This window comes from Aestuariibaculum sp. M13 (genome assembly GCF_024723255.1).
GTDB classification, from domain to species: Bacteria; Bacteroidota; Bacteroidia; order Flavobacteriales; family Flavobacteriaceae; genus Aestuariibaculum; species Aestuariibaculum lutulentum.
This window is the reverse complement of record NZ_JANIAC010000002.1, coordinates 445,395-459,714: the sequence shown is the minus strand read 5'-3', so window position 1 is coordinate 459,714 and position 14,320 is coordinate 445,395. Positions and strand designations below refer to the sequence as shown.

The window sequence follows — 14,320 nt, the reverse complement described above, 5'->3', positions numbered from 1 at the left end:
ATGATGCAAAGATATTGCTATTTTAAGGAATTTAAACAATTTTGTTTTAGGTCTTCCTTCATTTTAGAATTTAGAAAAACATATCCAATAAAATAAAGAGGTAAACCAATAATGATTAAAATGAGATGTGGTTTTTTTTCTGGTTTATTGATATGTTTATAAAACTGATTGATATTTATAATCGTTTTGAAATAATAAATAATATACATGGTAAACGACACAATACTTAACTGAATGGAAGCCGTTGCAACCGATGGTAATTTATTATTTGCAAAGACAAAGTGTAGGATAAGTAAAATAGCTCCTGTTGTATATAGTGTAATTGCAAATTTGGTGTGGTCTTTATAATCAGCATAAATATCTTCAGAAGTATCAAAGGCTTCATCTATCTCCAGACCTTGACTACGCAAAGATCGTGTTGAATACCCCCGAAAATTAAGCAGTTTTAAAGCTTCGTATCGTGTGTTCTCGTCATGACCCAAAGCTTCATAGTTGGCTATAACATCAAGAATTCTATCGTTTTTATACGAATGCATAAACGTGTAGTCTACGGTTTCTTTTTCTTTAATATTTAGAGCTTTCTTAATTGGTTCAATTAAATGATCGAATTCAAATAGGCCTTTATCTGCTGTGGCTCGTTTGGTTAAAAATACACCAAGAGGTAACATAACCAGAGTAGAAAACCAGCTGGCAAGAATAGGGTTGAAGCCTCCGTTTTTAGCACTGTTTGTAGCAAAAATTCCAATAAAGTGATAGGTTAGGAATAATAAAATAGCGATAACCATTGGCAAACCAATTCCTCCTTTACGTATTAAAGCTCCTAATGGTGCCCCAACAAAGAACAGAACGATACAAGCAAAACCTAAAGCGAATTTTTCATGCAGAGAAATATAATGTCTGTTGATGATGGAATTGGTAGCTTTAATTGGAGTTTCTCTGGAAATGAGGAGCTGATTGGCGCTTCCCATTGTTTTTTGAGCCATATCAACTAATTCTATTTGTCGTTTTAATTCCAGACTATCTAATAAGGGGCCTAAGTTTACAGAATCACGCTCTTTAACTTTAGATATTCTGTGGTTATTAGCCATGATACTGGTTCGTTGGAAAATACTTTTTGAAAACGTTTCGTGGTCTTCCTTACGTTTAATTTCAAGCGAATCTATAGCCTTGTTTAAATCAATCACATCCAGCATGCTGTGCTTATCGGTTTGTGATTCGTCGTCCATATCAACCTCGTTCATTTGCGAGATGTCTATATTTATGGTGTACGTTTCGAAAGAACTTTTTGCGAATGGCTTTTTGTTTCGTTCTTTCGGATCTTTCGAGTAAATATCGCTGTAATAATTACCATCTTTTAAAATAAGTTTGATAACATTTGAATCTTCTCTACTGGCTAATTCACCAGTTTTAGAGCGAATAACCGTAGCATTTTTACGACCATCATTACCTTTAATATGAATGGTAACACTGTCTAAATACTGTCCGCGATCGCCATGTTTCTTGTCAAACTTTATATTGTAAGTGCCAACAGGATTGAATTGTCCTTCAGCTAAAACCATAGCTGGTTTTAACTTCGCTATATTTTTACGCAGGTTATAAGACTTTAGCTCCGCCCAGGGAATAACGTTATTAGAAAAGAAAAACGTTGTAACCCCTAAGATTACTATAAAAACACTTAGTCCCGACATGGCACGTTGTAATGAAATTCCAGTCGATTTCATGGCAGCAAACTCGTAGTTTTCTGCAAAACTTCCAAAAACCATAATAGAGGCCAGAAGAATGGTTAATGGTAAAACTAATGGAATTAGCTTAGGTGTGAAATAAAACAGAAATTTAAAAATTACTTCTATGTCAAGATCTTTCCCTGCAAGTTCTTTAATGTATAACCAGATGGTTTGTAATACAAAAATGAGCATGAGTATAATAAACACGCTCAAAAAAGTCTTGAGGTAAGACGTAAGGATATATCGGTCTAGTATTTTCAAGTGTAGGTGGCTTAATCTAGATTGTTGATGTAAAAATCTTTGTATTTGTTGGCGTCAAAGGTAAATAAGCTTTTCGATAAAGGCTCGTTTGTTTTAAAAGAATTAACAGTAAGCGTTGTTTTGGTGCCGTTTTTACCAACCTGAATTAAGTTATAAATGTGTTTGGTTTGCTTATCGATACCTAACAAAATACTTTTTATTTCGGAGTTAGAATCGATAGGTGTTAATTTTACATACTGAATTTTTCTGCCATTGATGTTTTGCTCAATATCCGTAGCATAAGTGTAACCATCTTCGTAAAACGATAACATTTTACTTGGGGTTACTGAATCTTCTTCACTATCACTATCTGAAGTTACAGTAACTTCTTCATCTTCTAAACTGATGCTGTATAATTTTTTACCATCGAAAAGACGTGTTACACCAAGAATGTTTAGACGGTATTTTTCACCTTCCATCACCACATCACCTTTGGTTTGTTGTTTAATGTTTTCGGCTGTGTTTTCTAAAACATATTTAAAGTCAATAGAAATGTTACTATAACTCTTAACTTTAGCTGAAACTTCATTTAAAAGGGTTTTAGCTTTGTTTTGAGCAAATGCCGTAACTGATAATGTTAACAGTAAAACAGTGATAATCTTCTTCATTTTCATTTTTAAATTATTGTATTTCATTTTCTAAGTGGTTATCTAAAGCGGTTAAATCTGGTATTAAAACCTGTCTGGCTTTACTACCTTCAAAAGGACCAACAATACCTGCGGCTTCCAATTGATCAATTAACCTACCGGCTCTGTTATAACCTAATTTTAATTTTCGTTGTAATAGGGATGCAGATCCTTGTTGAGCGGTTACAATAACAATGGCTGCATCTTTAAATAAACTATCGCGATCTGAGATATCTATATCAAGACTTGTGCCACTTTCTTCGCCTACAAACTCCGGTAGCATATATGCTTCAGGGTAAGCTTTTTGCGAGCCAATAAAGTCTGTTATGTTTTCTACTTCAGGGGTATCAACAAAGGCACATTGTACACGAATTAAGTCGTTTCCTTGGGTGTAAAGCATATCACCACGACCAATTAACTGATCGGCTCCGGCACCATCTAAAATGGTTCTCGAGTCAATTTTAGAAGTTACTCTAAATGCGATACGTGCGGGGAAGTTAGCTTTAATAATACCCGTGATAACATTCACCGACGGCCGTTGCGTTGCAATAATCAGGTGAATCCCAATGGCACGGGCTAACTGGGCTAAACGAGCAATAGGCGTTTCAACTTCTTTACCAGCCGTCATAATAAGATCGGCGAACTCGTCGACAACTAAAACGATGTATGGTAAAAACTGATGCCCTTCGTTAGGATTAAGTTTACGTTCTTTAAACTTGGCGTTGTATTCGGCTATATTTCGACACATCGCCGATTTAAGCAACTCGTATCGGTTATCCATTTCAATACATAAAGAGTTAAGTGTGTTAATCACTTTTGTATTGTCTGTAATAATAGCATCTTCGCTGTCAGGTAATTTTGCCAGATAGTGACGCTCAATTTTATTGAATAGCGTAAGTTCTACTTTCTTAGGGTCAACTAAAACGAATTTAACTTCGGCAGGGTGTTTTTTATATAGTAAAGAGGTTAATACGGCATTTAATCCAACCGATTTACCTTGTCCCGTAGCACCCGCCATAAGTAAGTGAGGCATTTTAGCCAAATCGACTACAAAGGTTTCGTTACTGATGGTTTTTCCTAATGCTATTGGTAATTGCATATCGGAACTCTGGAATTTCTTCGAAGCAATCACTGAACGCATGGAAACGATGGTTGAATTTTTATTAGGAACCTCGATACCAATAGTTCCTTTCCCTGGGATAGGCGCGATAATACGAATACCTAATGCCGAAAGCGATAAGGCAATATCGTCTTCCAAGTTTTTAATTTTCGAAATACGAATACCTGCTTCAGGAACAATTTCATAAAGGGTTACCGTCGGACCAATAGTTGCTTTAATATTTGCAATACCAATGTTGTAGTTTTTAAGTGTATCTACAATTCGGTTTTTATTTTCTTCTAATTCCTCCTGGTTAATGGTTATGCCTTCAGAATCGTATTTTCTTAGTAAATCGAGAGTAGGGAACTGGTATTTTGCCAGTTCAAGGGTTGGGTCGAATAATCCAAAATCGGCAACTAGTTTATCAGAAAGGTTATCGGTTTCAGATTGTTCTTCGGCAACCTTTTCAACTTCTATAGATAAATCTTCCTCTTCAGTTTCTTCTTCAGCAATGTTAACCTCAAGAGCCGTGTTGGTTGAAACTTCTTTCTCTTCAGTATCAATGGTGTTTAACGTCATGTTATCACCAAGAATATCATCGTTTAAATCGTCATCGAATGACGTGTCGATTGTTTCTTTTTCTTTAATATCGAATGCCGACTTAAAAGCTTCGGCTTCTTCTGTTAGATTATTGTCTACAGGAACGATAAGCTCATCATTTGCCATTGCAAATTCATCCTTAATGTCTTTTTTAGCAGAATGGAAAAGATTCGCAAAGCTTTCAAAAGTTAATCTGAAACGAATAGCTAAATAAGTAATCACTCCGAATAACAATAAAAGCGACACACCTATTTTACCAATATAGTCCTGTAAATATGTGTTAATTTCAAAACCAACAGTACCTCCAAGAATATCTATTTTAGACCCGAAAAATCCAAAGAATACTGATAGCCAGATGATGATTAAAATTCCCCAGAACCAGTGCTTTCTTAATTTCGTTTTGTTACTGTCGGTTAAAATATAAACGCCCGATAAGCAACAAAGGCCAGAGAAAATAAATGATGAAATACCAAAACCGCGCTGAATGAATAAATCGCTTAACCAGGCTCCGGTTTTACTTAGCCAGTTTTTTGGTTTTACTTCCCTTGAAGCAAAGTCAGAAAGCGTGCTTTGGTCTGCTTCACCTGTGAAAAGAAAAGACACAAATGCAATGCAAAGTACGATACCGAAAATAACCAGAAAACTTCCGAAAACCAGTTTTTGTTGGCTTGATAATTGAAAGCTAGGTAGTTTTAATTTTTTTTTAGTAGATGTTTTTGAGTTGGTTTTTTTCTTCGCCATTCATGCACGTTTAGGTTAAAACAAAAATACAAATTACTAACGTTTATCCTAACGATATATTATTTTAAAAAATCTTCGGAAGATATATGATTAATCCAATAATAGAGGCGAAAACAGAGGCTATAAAAACGGCTCCTGCTGCTATATCTTTAATATAGCCTATTTTAGCATGATGCTCGGGGTGAACAAAATTTGCAATTTCTTCAATGGCGGTGTTAATACCTTCAATACTCATAACCAAACCAATAGCAAAAAGTTGCAAAATCCATTCGGTAGCAGATATATTGAAAAAGAATCCTGCTGCACAAACACTTAAAGCGATTACAAATTGAATTTTTATGCTGGCTTCTCGTTGTAAAAGTAAAATTGCACCTTTAAAAGCATAGCCTACACTTTTTAAACGGTTTGTAAAGAAGGATTCTTTTTTTGTCACTTAAATTGAAGGTATATATTAAACCAAAGCTTCTAAAGCAGCTTTGTAATTTGGCTCGTCAACAATTTCTGATACTTGTTCGTTGTAAAGCACAGTTCCTGTTTCGTCAAGAACAACAACACATCTAGAATGTAAGGTTTCTAAAGGGCCATCGGTAAAATCTAGACCATAAGCTTTACCAAAACTTCCGTCTTTATAATCCGATAAATTTACAACATTATCTAAGCCTTCAGCTCCACAAAATCGTGCCATAGCAAAAGGTAAATCATGAGAAATACAAAGTACTTTAGTGTTTTCTAATTCGCTTGCTTCTTTATTAAAGGCTCTAACTGAAGCAGCACAGGTTCCTGTATCTATACTTGGAAATATATTTAAAACGACTTTACTTCCTGCAAAATCACTTAAGCTAACGGTAGCTAAATCTGTATTTGTTAATTTAAAATCCGGAGCTTTTGTGCCAATTTTTGGAAGTTCTCCAGAAGTGTGTATTGCATTTCCTTTTAATGTTACTGTTGCCATTTTTTCCTGTTTTAATTTTTTTTAAAAGTAGTAATTAAATAAGAATATCAAAGTAAACCGGTTTGGGTTTTTGAAATCTTTAACTAAAGGTTATCAACTTGGAATTTAATAAAACCTTTTTGATTACTTGACCTGAGATTGGTTCTGAAGGTAATTATGAATCCTTCAATAAATTTTCGTAATAATTGTATAGTTAATATAAATATGAGTTAATGGTTTTTTAAATCATATTTCATAACTTTAGGGGAAAGAAATAACCTATAAATTTTTAAATCTCAAAATATGGAAGGAAATTCAAATTCATCCGGCGGAAAATGTCCGTTTATACATGGTTCCAATACGGAAACTAAAGATTCTGTAGTAGAGTGGTGGCCTAACTCGTTAAACTTAGACATTTTAAGTCAGCATGACACAAAAGTTAACCCCTTAGGAGAAGATTTTAATTATCAGGAAGCTTTAAAAACTTTAGATGTTGAAGCTTTAAAGAAAGATGTAACCGATTTAATGACCGATTCGCAAGAGTGGTGGCCTGCCGATTGGGGGCACTATGGCGGATTAATGATTCGTATGGCCTGGCATGCTGCTGGATCGTATAGAGTAGCCGATGGTCGAGGTGGAGGAGGAACCGGAAATCAGCGTTTTGCTCCGCTTAATTCCTGGCCCGATAACGTGAGTTTAGATAAAGCCAGACGTTTGCTATGGCCAATAAAGAAAAAATATGGCAATAAAGTTAGTTGGGCCGATTTAATTATTCTGGCCGGAACTATTGCTTACGAAAGCATGGGATTAAAGACTTACGGATTCGCGTTTGGGCGTGAAGATATCTGGGCTCCTGAAAAAGACGTATACTGGGGCGCTGAAAAAGAATGGTTAGCACCAAGTGACGGTCGTTATGAAGATGTTTCTAAACCAGAAACTATGGAAAATCCGTTGGCAGCAGTGCAAATGGGATTAATTTATGTAAATCCTGAAGGTGTAAACGGAAATCCAGATCCTATTAAAACAGGTGCACAGGTTCGAGAAACCTTTAAGCGTATGGCTATGAATGATGAGGAAACCGTTGCCTTAACGGCTGGTGGACATACCGTAGGTAAAGCACATGGTAACGGCGATGCCAGTATTTTAGGAGCAGATCCTGAATCTGCGCCAGTTGAAGAACAAGGTTTCGGATGGTCTAATCCAACACGCTCAGGAGTTGGTAGAGATACGGTAACCAGTGGGATTGAAGGAGCATGGACGACACATCCAACAAAATGGGATAATGGCTATTTTGAGATGTTATTTAACCATGAGTGGGAACTGCGTAAAAGTCCTGCAGGGGCGCACCAGTGGGAGCCTGTAAGTATTGCCGAAGCAGATATGCCCGTAGATGTTGAAGATTTAAAAACAAAATACAATCCAATGATGACTGATGCCGATATGGCGATGCGTATAGATCCTATTTATAAAGAAATTTCATTGAAATTTAAAGATGATTTTGATGCCTTTTCTGATGCTTTCGCAAGAGCGTGGTTTAAGTTAACACATCGCGATATGGGACCTAAAGATCGTTGGTTTGGACCAGATGTACCAACCGAAGATTTAATCTGGCAAGACCCTGTGCCAAAAGGAAAATCAGATTACAACGTTGATGCCGTTAAAGCTAAAATTGCCGATTCTGGTTTAACTATTTCAGAATTAGTCTCTACTGCTTGGGATAGTGCCAGAACATTTAGAGGTTCAGACTTTAGAGGAGGAGCAAACGGAGCGCGTATTCGTTTAGAACCACAAAAGGATTGGGAAGGTAATGAGCCGGATAAATTATCGAAAGTACTTACTGTTTTAGAACCTATCGCTGCTGAATTTGGTATCAGCGTAGCAGATACTATTGTTCTTGCAGGTAATGTGGGTGTTGAAAAAGCCATTAAAAATGCAGGAATGGATGTGAAGGTGCCTTTTGCTCCAGGGCGTGGTGATGCTTCTCAAGAGATGACCGATGTAGATTCGTTCGCACCGCTTGAACCTTTAGCTGATGGATTCAGAAACTGGCAGAAAAAAGATTATGTGGTTAGTCCGGAAGAAATGTTATTAGATCGTGCTCAATTGATGGGATTAACTGCTCCTGAAATGACAGTGTTAGTTGGAGGTATGCGTGCTATGGGAACTAATTACGGAGGAACAAAACACGGTGTATTTACTAATAATGTAGGTGCTTTAACTAACGATTTCTTTGTAAACCTAACCGATATGGCTTACAAATGGAAACCAATTAGTAACGGTGTTTACGAGATTGTAGATCGTAAGTCGGGCGCTGTAAAATGGACAGCTACTCGTATTGACTTGGTGTTTGGTTCGAATTCTATTTTACGTTCTTATTCCGAAGTATATGCACAAGACGATAGCAAAGAAAAGTTTGTAAATGACTTTGTTAATGCCTGGGTAAAAGTGATGAATGCTGATCGTTTTGATTTAGCTTAATCATTTATATTTATAGATAAAAAGCCACTTCAAACTGAAGTGGCTTTTTATTTTCAATTATTTGAAGCGTATGTATGTTTCAATAATTTTATGATCAACGTCGGCTTCATCTACTTTTTCTATACCACTTTGTATTAAAGTGTCACCACGAACTTCAACTGTAAATTCAAAGGTGTTGCCCTCCCAATTTCTAAAATTGCAATATTCTAAATATTCCGTGTATTTGTTGTTTTCTAAATTATATTTACCTCCGCCAGAAGCAAAAAAAGCGAGAGAATCTTTTCCTTCGTTAAGGTCATGATTTAGGAACGCAAAGTGAGAAGCATTTATAATTTTAATCATACTTCTATTAGATAAATCGCTTGATATAGTACTGTCTTCTTTAATGGTTGTCGCTGAAATTAGTTTCCAAGTTCCTACTATTGGTACAGGCTCAGGCTGTTTAGCGTTTTGTTCCTGACCACAGGACAATATAATTAGAAGTAATACGGTTAAAGAGTATTTAGTTGTCATTGGTTATATTTGAAAAATTGAAACGTAAATGTAGGAAAATAGAATGTTTTTTTAACTGTATAACAAAAGGTCACTTCAATTTAAAGTGGCCTTTATCTTCTTAATATTAATTTTTTTAGACTAAGACGGTCTCAGCTTCTTTCTCTATAATCAAATCTTCAATAAAGGCATCAATTTGTTGTTTGTTAACATTTGGCATGCAGATAAGATGCGTAACATCTCCTTCAGTAGCTAATTGCCATTTGTTTTTAATAGCATCAGAAGTTTTAGGTAATACAACTGTTATGGCCCCTTGATTGCTCCATGCGTTAATGCCTATAGCGTTTAATTTAGTTTTACAGTACTCGGCGATTTCTAAGCTATGGTTGTAGCGTGCTTTTAATCCGTCGACTCCCATATTTTTAATGGCGTACCATAAAAATAAAACGCTGTGCCCATTTCTTGAGCCAGTAATAGTCGTGTCTAAAGAACCGATATAACTGACGCCTTTAGAAACACGATCTCTTAATGATCGCTTTGTTATAACCACACCACTTGGAATAGGTGAGCCAATGAATTTATGTCCGCTTATAGAAATGCTGTCTGCACCATCGGCGATATCAAAAGGAATCTTTTCATTCAAGAAAGCTCCATAAGTTCCTGAGAGGGCACCGTCGCAATGAATGTAATGATCCTGAATAGCCAATTTTCGTAAAATGCCTTTAATTTTTGAAATATCATCTTTAGCTTCAGTCATTGTAGTTCCAAAATTCGATAAAATGATGGCTGGTTTATGACGATTATACTGTAAAGTGTTTTGCAAATCTTCATAATCAATCTCACCATTTTCCTGAGAACGAATAACAATGCCAGGAATGTTAAGTAAATGAATGTTTTTCTTCACACTATAGTGTGTCGATTCTGAATAATACACCATCGCTTTTGGGTATAATTCACGGGCAATGTATAATCCGTATAGGTTACTTTCCGATCCGCCATTTGTAATATAACCCCAATAATCCTCTGGATTAGCTCTGAATAAATCAGCAAAAAATTCAATAACCTCCCGTTCCATGTCGTGCGTTTGCACTTTGTAGGTGCTATTAATAAAAGGGTCTCCCACGTTATTAATCGGGAATTTAAGGAATTCAAAAAGTGGCGTGTAATCAAAATCTTTTGAAATAGGGTAGCCTAAAAACAGGTTGCTGGCTTTTTTTATATTTTCTAAGGTGTCTTCAAGTTGGGTGTGTATATTCATCAATAAAATGGTTATATTTTGTCGTGTATTTTTGGTTTAAAACTCTTCAAAAGTATATTTTAATAGGTTTTGTTTCTTACAATATGATTTAATTGGTAAATTATTCTATATAAAATAATTATTCAATATTTTTGTATTGATAAGTGAAGTGCGGATATCAAAATTTAGAAATAAAATCTACTATGGATAAAATAGATAAAAACATACTGAAACAACTTCAAATTAATGCGAAGCAAAATATCAAGGAAATAGCTGCTAAAGTAGGGTTGAGTGTTACACCAACGTACGAACGCGTGAAGAAGCTGGAGCAGGCAAACATTATTAAATCTTATGTGGCTTTATTAGACAGAGATGTTATTGGTAAAAAGTTTGTAGCCTATTGCCAAATAACTTTAATTCGACATCATAAGGAGTTGATTGATGATTTTAAAACGAAAACACTCCAGTTTTCAGAAATTATGGAATGTCATCACATTTCCGGAAATTTCGATTTTTTATTAAAGATTGTGGTAAACGATATTAGCCAGTACCAGCAATTTATAAATGAAAAATTATCGCTGTTGGATTGTATTTCTACTATTAACAGTTCGTTTGTTATGGAAAGCGTTAAGGAGACTACGATTTATGAATTGTAGAGGTTTATTTACTGAGTTTTAAAATTCTAAAAGCCCCTTGAACAACGAGAATAAAAACTATTGTTCCTATGATTAAATCGGGTTTATTTGATTGTAACCAAAGCACTAAGAGTCCGGCGATGATTACACCAAGATTGATAATAACATCGTTTGAAGTGAATATCATGCTCGCTTTCATATGTGCTTCTTCTTTACTTTTAGATTTTTGTAAAATGTAAAGACAAATACCATTAGCGATAAGAGCAAAAACTGAAACGATAATCATGGTTGAAAAATTAGGAAGTTGTTCGGCATTTAAAAAACGTCTGATTACTTCAATAAATCCAATAATTGCTAATGTAATTTGAAAATATCCAGCAATTTTGGCTATTCGTTTTTTTTTGACGACTGTGCCGCCCACAGCAAAAAGACTAATGCCATATACAAAACTATCGGCGAGCATATCTAAACTATCGGCTACTAATCCCATAGATTTTGAAATCCATCCGGTAAGTATTTCAATAATAAAAAAAGCAAAATTAATGGCAAGAACCGTCCAGAGCAGTTGTTTTTGGTTGCTGTGTTCTTCAAATTGGGTTTGCTCACTAATTTCGGTTAAAGTTTTTTGACTTCCTAAGTTAAGCTCTGTTAATGCTGTTTCAATGGTATCTGAAGTTTCGGTATGATAAACAAATAATTTTCGGTTGGGAATATCGAAATCTAAATGGTTAATGTTTGTGAATCCTTCTAATTTCATACGAATCAGATTTTCTTCCGAAGGGCAATCCATTTTAGTAATTTCAAAAGTGGTTTTGTTCATCATTAAAAGATTTATTCCATTATAAAAATAACAATAATCTTTCTTCTGGAATGAAATGAATCTTTAAAAATAAAAAGCGGTTCAGATATGTTTTCTAAACCGCTTTTAAATGTTTTTAATGTTTAACAATATTGTGCTCCCAGTATAATCCGCTAATATCGGTTATTTTCAAGGTGTAATTGCCCAAAGGAAGTTTTGTTAAAGCATCATTTTTAAATATTAATTTTGCTTTTCCACCAAGCGGAATAACTAAACTATGCTTGCCAGGCTTGATTTTAGCGATGTAATAATTCGAAATGTTTTCATTGGTTAAATGAGTCAAATCTTCCTGATTATAACTCAAAACACATTGATTGGCTTCGTTGAATAGCTCGATCGCAATGGTCCATGATCCGTAAACATCGACACCCTCGGTTCGGTAAACATCAAAAGACAGTGTGTCGTTTTTAATCATTCCGTTGGTAATTTCAAGTTTTGGTTTTATAGATTTGTTATGCAGCGTTCCCCATAAACCGCCATGAAAAATTTGATTGGTCATGAGCGTAATTCCTAAAATAAATAGGGAACCAGTAAGTATAACTTTTGGAAAAACAGCTTCTTTAATAGGTAAAATACCAGAACCTAACCAACTAAACCATTTTCTTTTGGTAAAAGCAAATTGGTTTGTTATAAAATAATAATCTAAAGAATATTTACCACTTCCGGTAAGGAATAATACAAATCCGGTAGCAATACCAAGTACGCCTATTTGCCATTCGTCGAGGCAGGTAGTGCCAATCCAGCCAGAGCCTAATAAAATGCCCATAGCTAAACCAAAAACGCCAATACTTGACAGGCGGGTAAATAATCCAATCATAATAAACAGACCAACAATGCCTTCAATAATGGTAAATAAAACCATATTCCACCAAAGCACATCTGGGTTTTCAACCATGTATTGAATTAAAGGTTTTATGCCTATAGCATTCGGTAAAAAGTGATTGAATTTTTCACCAATATAATTAGCTGTGTCCGGGTCTAATTTATCGGTTAAAATGGTGCGCCTCCAAAAGGCTGAAAAATAAGTCCAACCAATAACCAATCGAAGAGCAAGCGTCAGTAAACCGGCATCGTTTTTTATTTTAAAAGTATTCATTATGTAGCGTTAGTTTATATGGTTAGACTTATAAATCCTTGTTTTTTTAGCTGAAATGCGTATAGTATACCGTTTTCTACAACTTGAATATTCTTTCGTAAATCGACGGGATTTACATTAAATTTTTTTAATGAGAGTCCGCAGATAAATATTTTTACTTGATTTGAAATAATGTCTTTTAAAAGCGCGTTAAATTCAGAATTATCAGCAATATCCTGAACTGTTTTTCCGCAGAACACAACATATAAATTACCATAGGTTTTGCCGTCTTCTTTGGCTAAGGCATTAGCTGTGATTAATGCTGGTTTAAGTTGTTGAATATTTTTTGAAAGGATTGAGTAATTTAATGTCTCGGTGTTTTCGTTTTGTGCCTGTAATGTTATGGCAGAAAATAGAACGAAACACCACATTGTAATATGTTTTATTGGGGTTTTCATGTTTTTGAATTTTAGAAATGGATATACAAAGTCTTATGCTTTTTGTCTATTATAAAGCATATAGTATTGTAATTTTATAAATCTTAAAGTTGAAATGCTATTCGAAAAAATGACTAGCTATCGAACAGCAAAGTGGTGATAAAAATTACAGATAATCTTTAAAATTCTGATATAAAATATAAAAAGGAATATGATTAACCCTGTGAAACAGTGTTTGGGTTAATGATGAAGGTTCTTCGTGAAAATCTGTAATGATAAGAACAGCTTCAAAAGGTTTAAATTCGGCAAAAAGCCTTTGCTTAGTCTGTTTTTCCTTTACTGTTAATTCAATTGAAGTATCTGAGTCACTACAAGACTGACTAAATGTTGTTTTGTTCTTGTTAGATATTTCGGTTTGCGGAATGCCTAACTCGTCCTGAATAAAGTTTCTAACCTTACACGGTGAAAGCATCAATAACAAAGCTAATCCCAACAAGGAGATTGCTTTTATTATGATGTTCTGGTTAGATTTTTCGAGCATAGAAACAAATATACACAAAGCTAAAAATTGGACCTGTTATATTTTTCTTAATACTTTTAAAGTAATATTCAGTTATTTAATCTGGAATATTGGGTTCTACCAGTTTTGTTAGTTTATCTAAAGATTCCTGCCAGCCCAGATAACATAATTCAACAGGAATAACTTCTGGAATGTTTTCCTGAGTTATGGTGAGTTCTACACCACAGGAAACTTCGTTAATCTTTACGCTGGTAATCATAACGCCGGGAAGGTTGGGGTCGTCAAAACCATCGGTGTGTTTAATAAATGAATTAGGTTCCAACTCTAAAAATTCACCACCAAACGAATGACTGTTACCTGTTGTAAAGTTGGTAAACGACATTTTGTATTTACCACCAACGTTAGCTTCAAACTCATGAACAGTACACAAAAAACCATAGGGTGGACTCCATGAAGATAAAGCGTTGGGTTCGGTAAAGGCTCGAAAAACTTTTTCAGCTGTACTTTTAACAACACGGTGTATTGTGACTTTGTTTGTTGCCATGATGAAAGAGAATTAAAAGAAA

The 14,320-nt window shown here is 34.9% G+C and carries 14 protein-coding genes; 2 read left to right on the top strand and 12 right to left on the bottom strand.

Annotated features, from left to right (window positions below; genetic code table 11):
- Positions 1 to 17: 17 nt before the first annotated feature.
- The 5 genes from NO995_RS09100 to tpx all read right to left on the bottom strand — a co-directional run bounded on the left by NO995_RS09100 (position 18) and on the right by tpx (position 6,042).
- Entirely contained in the window at positions 18 to 1,985 is a 1,968-nt protein-coding gene (locus NO995_RS09100; protein ID WP_258227225.1) for an LptF/LptG family permease, read from the bottom strand.
- An 11-nt stretch (positions 1,986 to 1,996) separates the two neighbouring features.
- Entirely contained in the window at positions 1,997 to 2,632 is a 636-nt protein-coding gene (locus NO995_RS09095) for an outer membrane lipoprotein carrier protein LolA (RefSeq protein ID WP_258227599.1), read from the bottom strand.
- A 13-nt stretch (positions 2,633 to 2,645) separates the two neighbouring features.
- Positions 2,646 to 5,090, bottom strand: a complete 2,445-nt coding sequence (locus NO995_RS09090; protein WP_258227224.1) for a DNA translocase FtsK — start codon at positions 5,088 to 5,090, stop codon at positions 2,646 to 2,648.
- Between the two features lie 64 nt (positions 5,091 to 5,154).
- On the bottom strand, positions 5,155 to 5,523 hold the full coding sequence (locus NO995_RS09085) for a diacylglycerol kinase (RefSeq protein ID WP_240574320.1): 369 nt from the start codon (positions 5,521 to 5,523) through the stop codon (positions 5,155 to 5,157).
- A gap of 18 nt (positions 5,524 to 5,541) precedes the next feature.
- Positions 5,542 to 6,042: a thiol peroxidase gene (tpx, locus tag NO995_RS09080; protein WP_258227223.1), complete on the bottom strand. Its 501-nt coding sequence runs from the start codon at positions 6,040 to 6,042 to the stop codon at positions 5,542 to 5,544.
- A gap of 282 nt (positions 6,043 to 6,324) precedes the next feature.
- On the opposite strand from tpx, the gene katG reads away from it, so the two are divergent.
- The gene (gene katG / locus NO995_RS09075) at positions 6,325 to 8,499 is read left to right on the top strand and encodes a catalase/peroxidase HPI (RefSeq protein ID WP_258227222.1); all 2,175 of its coding nucleotides are present in this window, start codon (positions 6,325 to 6,327) and stop codon (positions 8,497 to 8,499) included.
- A 57-nt stretch (positions 8,500 to 8,556) separates the two neighbouring features.
- On the opposite strand, the gene NO995_RS09070 is transcribed toward katG, so the two are convergent.
- Entirely contained in the window at positions 8,557 to 9,012 is a 456-nt protein-coding gene (locus NO995_RS09070; protein ID WP_258227221.1) for a hypothetical protein, read from the bottom strand.
- Between the two features lie 115 nt (positions 9,013 to 9,127).
- Positions 9,128 to 10,249 (bottom strand): histidine decarboxylase, encoded by a 1,122-nt coding sequence (locus tag NO995_RS09065; protein ID WP_258227220.1) that lies wholly within the window; start codon positions 10,247 to 10,249, stop codon positions 9,128 to 9,130.
- Between the two features lie 182 nt (positions 10,250 to 10,431).
- On the opposite strand from NO995_RS09065, the gene NO995_RS09060 reads away from it, so the two are divergent.
- Positions 10,432 to 10,884 carry an Lrp/AsnC family transcriptional regulator gene (locus NO995_RS09060; RefSeq protein WP_258227219.1) on the top strand — a complete coding sequence of 151 codons (453 nt, stop codon included), beginning with the start codon at positions 10,432 to 10,434 and terminating at the stop codon, positions 10,882 to 10,884.
- Between the two features lie 4 nt (positions 10,885 to 10,888).
- Here the strand turns inward: NO995_RS09060 and NO995_RS09055 are convergent, their stop codons facing one another.
- From NO995_RS09055 to NO995_RS09035, 5 genes are all read right to left on the bottom strand, one after another.
- Positions 10,889 to 11,683, bottom strand: a complete 795-nt coding sequence (locus NO995_RS09055) for a cation transporter (protein ID WP_258227598.1) — start codon at positions 11,681 to 11,683, stop codon at positions 10,889 to 10,891.
- A 115-nt stretch (positions 11,684 to 11,798) separates the two neighbouring features.
- Positions 11,799 to 12,818: a TQO small subunit DoxD gene (locus NO995_RS09050; RefSeq protein WP_258227218.1), complete on the bottom strand. Its 1,020-nt coding sequence runs from the start codon at positions 12,816 to 12,818 to the stop codon at positions 11,799 to 11,801.
- Positions 12,819 to 12,832: 14 nt separating this feature from the next.
- A complete protein-coding gene (locus NO995_RS09045; RefSeq protein ID WP_258227217.1) occupies positions 12,833 to 13,255 on the bottom strand; it encodes a DsrE family protein in 423 nt (140 codons plus the stop codon).
- Between the two features lie 145 nt (positions 13,256 to 13,400).
- Positions 13,401 to 13,775 (bottom strand): hypothetical protein, encoded by a 375-nt coding sequence (locus NO995_RS09040; protein ID WP_258227216.1) that lies wholly within the window; start codon positions 13,773 to 13,775, stop codon positions 13,401 to 13,403.
- Positions 13,776 to 13,851: 76 nt separating this feature from the next.
- Positions 13,852 to 14,298 (bottom strand): SRPBCC family protein, encoded by a 447-nt coding sequence (locus NO995_RS09035; RefSeq protein ID WP_258227215.1) that lies wholly within the window; start codon positions 14,296 to 14,298, stop codon positions 13,852 to 13,854.
- Between the last annotated feature and the right edge of the window lie 22 nt (positions 14,299 to 14,320).

What these genes read in the sequence shown, in the direction of transcription:
- NO995_RS09095 (WP_258227599.1), bottom strand. Translation starts at nt 2,632, where the DNA reads ATGAAGAAGATTATCACTGTTTTACTGTTAACATTATCAGTTACGGCA.
- NO995_RS09090 (WP_258227224.1), bottom strand. Translation starts at nt 5,090, where the DNA reads ATGGCGAAGAAAAAAACCAACTCAAAAACATCTACTAAAAAAAAATTA.
- tpx (WP_258227223.1), bottom strand. Translation starts at nt 6,042, where the DNA reads ATGGCAACAGTAACATTAAAAGGAAATGCAATACACACTTCTGGAGAA.
- katG (WP_258227222.1), top strand. Translation starts at nt 6,325, where the DNA reads ATGGAAGGAAATTCAAATTCATCCGGCGGAAAATGTCCGTTTATACAT.
- NO995_RS09070 (WP_258227221.1), bottom strand. Translation starts at nt 9,012, where the DNA reads ATGACAACTAAATACTCTTTAACCGTATTACTTCTAATTATATTGTCC.
- NO995_RS09065 (WP_258227220.1), bottom strand. Translation starts at nt 10,249, where the DNA reads ATGAATATACACACCCAACTTGAAGACACCTTAGAAAATATAAAAAAA.
- NO995_RS09060 (WP_258227219.1), top strand. Translation starts at nt 10,432, where the DNA reads ATGGATAAAATAGATAAAAACATACTGAAACAACTTCAAATTAATGCG.
- NO995_RS09055 (WP_258227598.1), bottom strand. Translation starts at nt 11,683, where the DNA reads ATGAACAAAACCACTTTTGAAATTACTAAAATGGATTGCCCTTCGGAA.
- NO995_RS09050 (WP_258227218.1), bottom strand. Translation starts at nt 12,818, where the DNA reads ATGAATACTTTTAAAATAAAAAACGATGCCGGTTTACTGACGCTTGCT.
- NO995_RS09045 (WP_258227217.1), bottom strand. Translation starts at nt 13,255, where the DNA reads ATGAAAACCCCAATAAAACATATTACAATGTGGTGTTTCGTTCTATTT.
- NO995_RS09040 (WP_258227216.1), bottom strand. Translation starts at nt 13,775, where the DNA reads ATGCTCGAAAAATCTAACCAGAACATCATAATAAAAGCAATCTCCTTG.
- NO995_RS09035 (WP_258227215.1), bottom strand. Translation starts at nt 14,298, where the DNA reads ATGGCAACAAACAAAGTCACAATACACCGTGTTGTTAAAAGTACAGCT.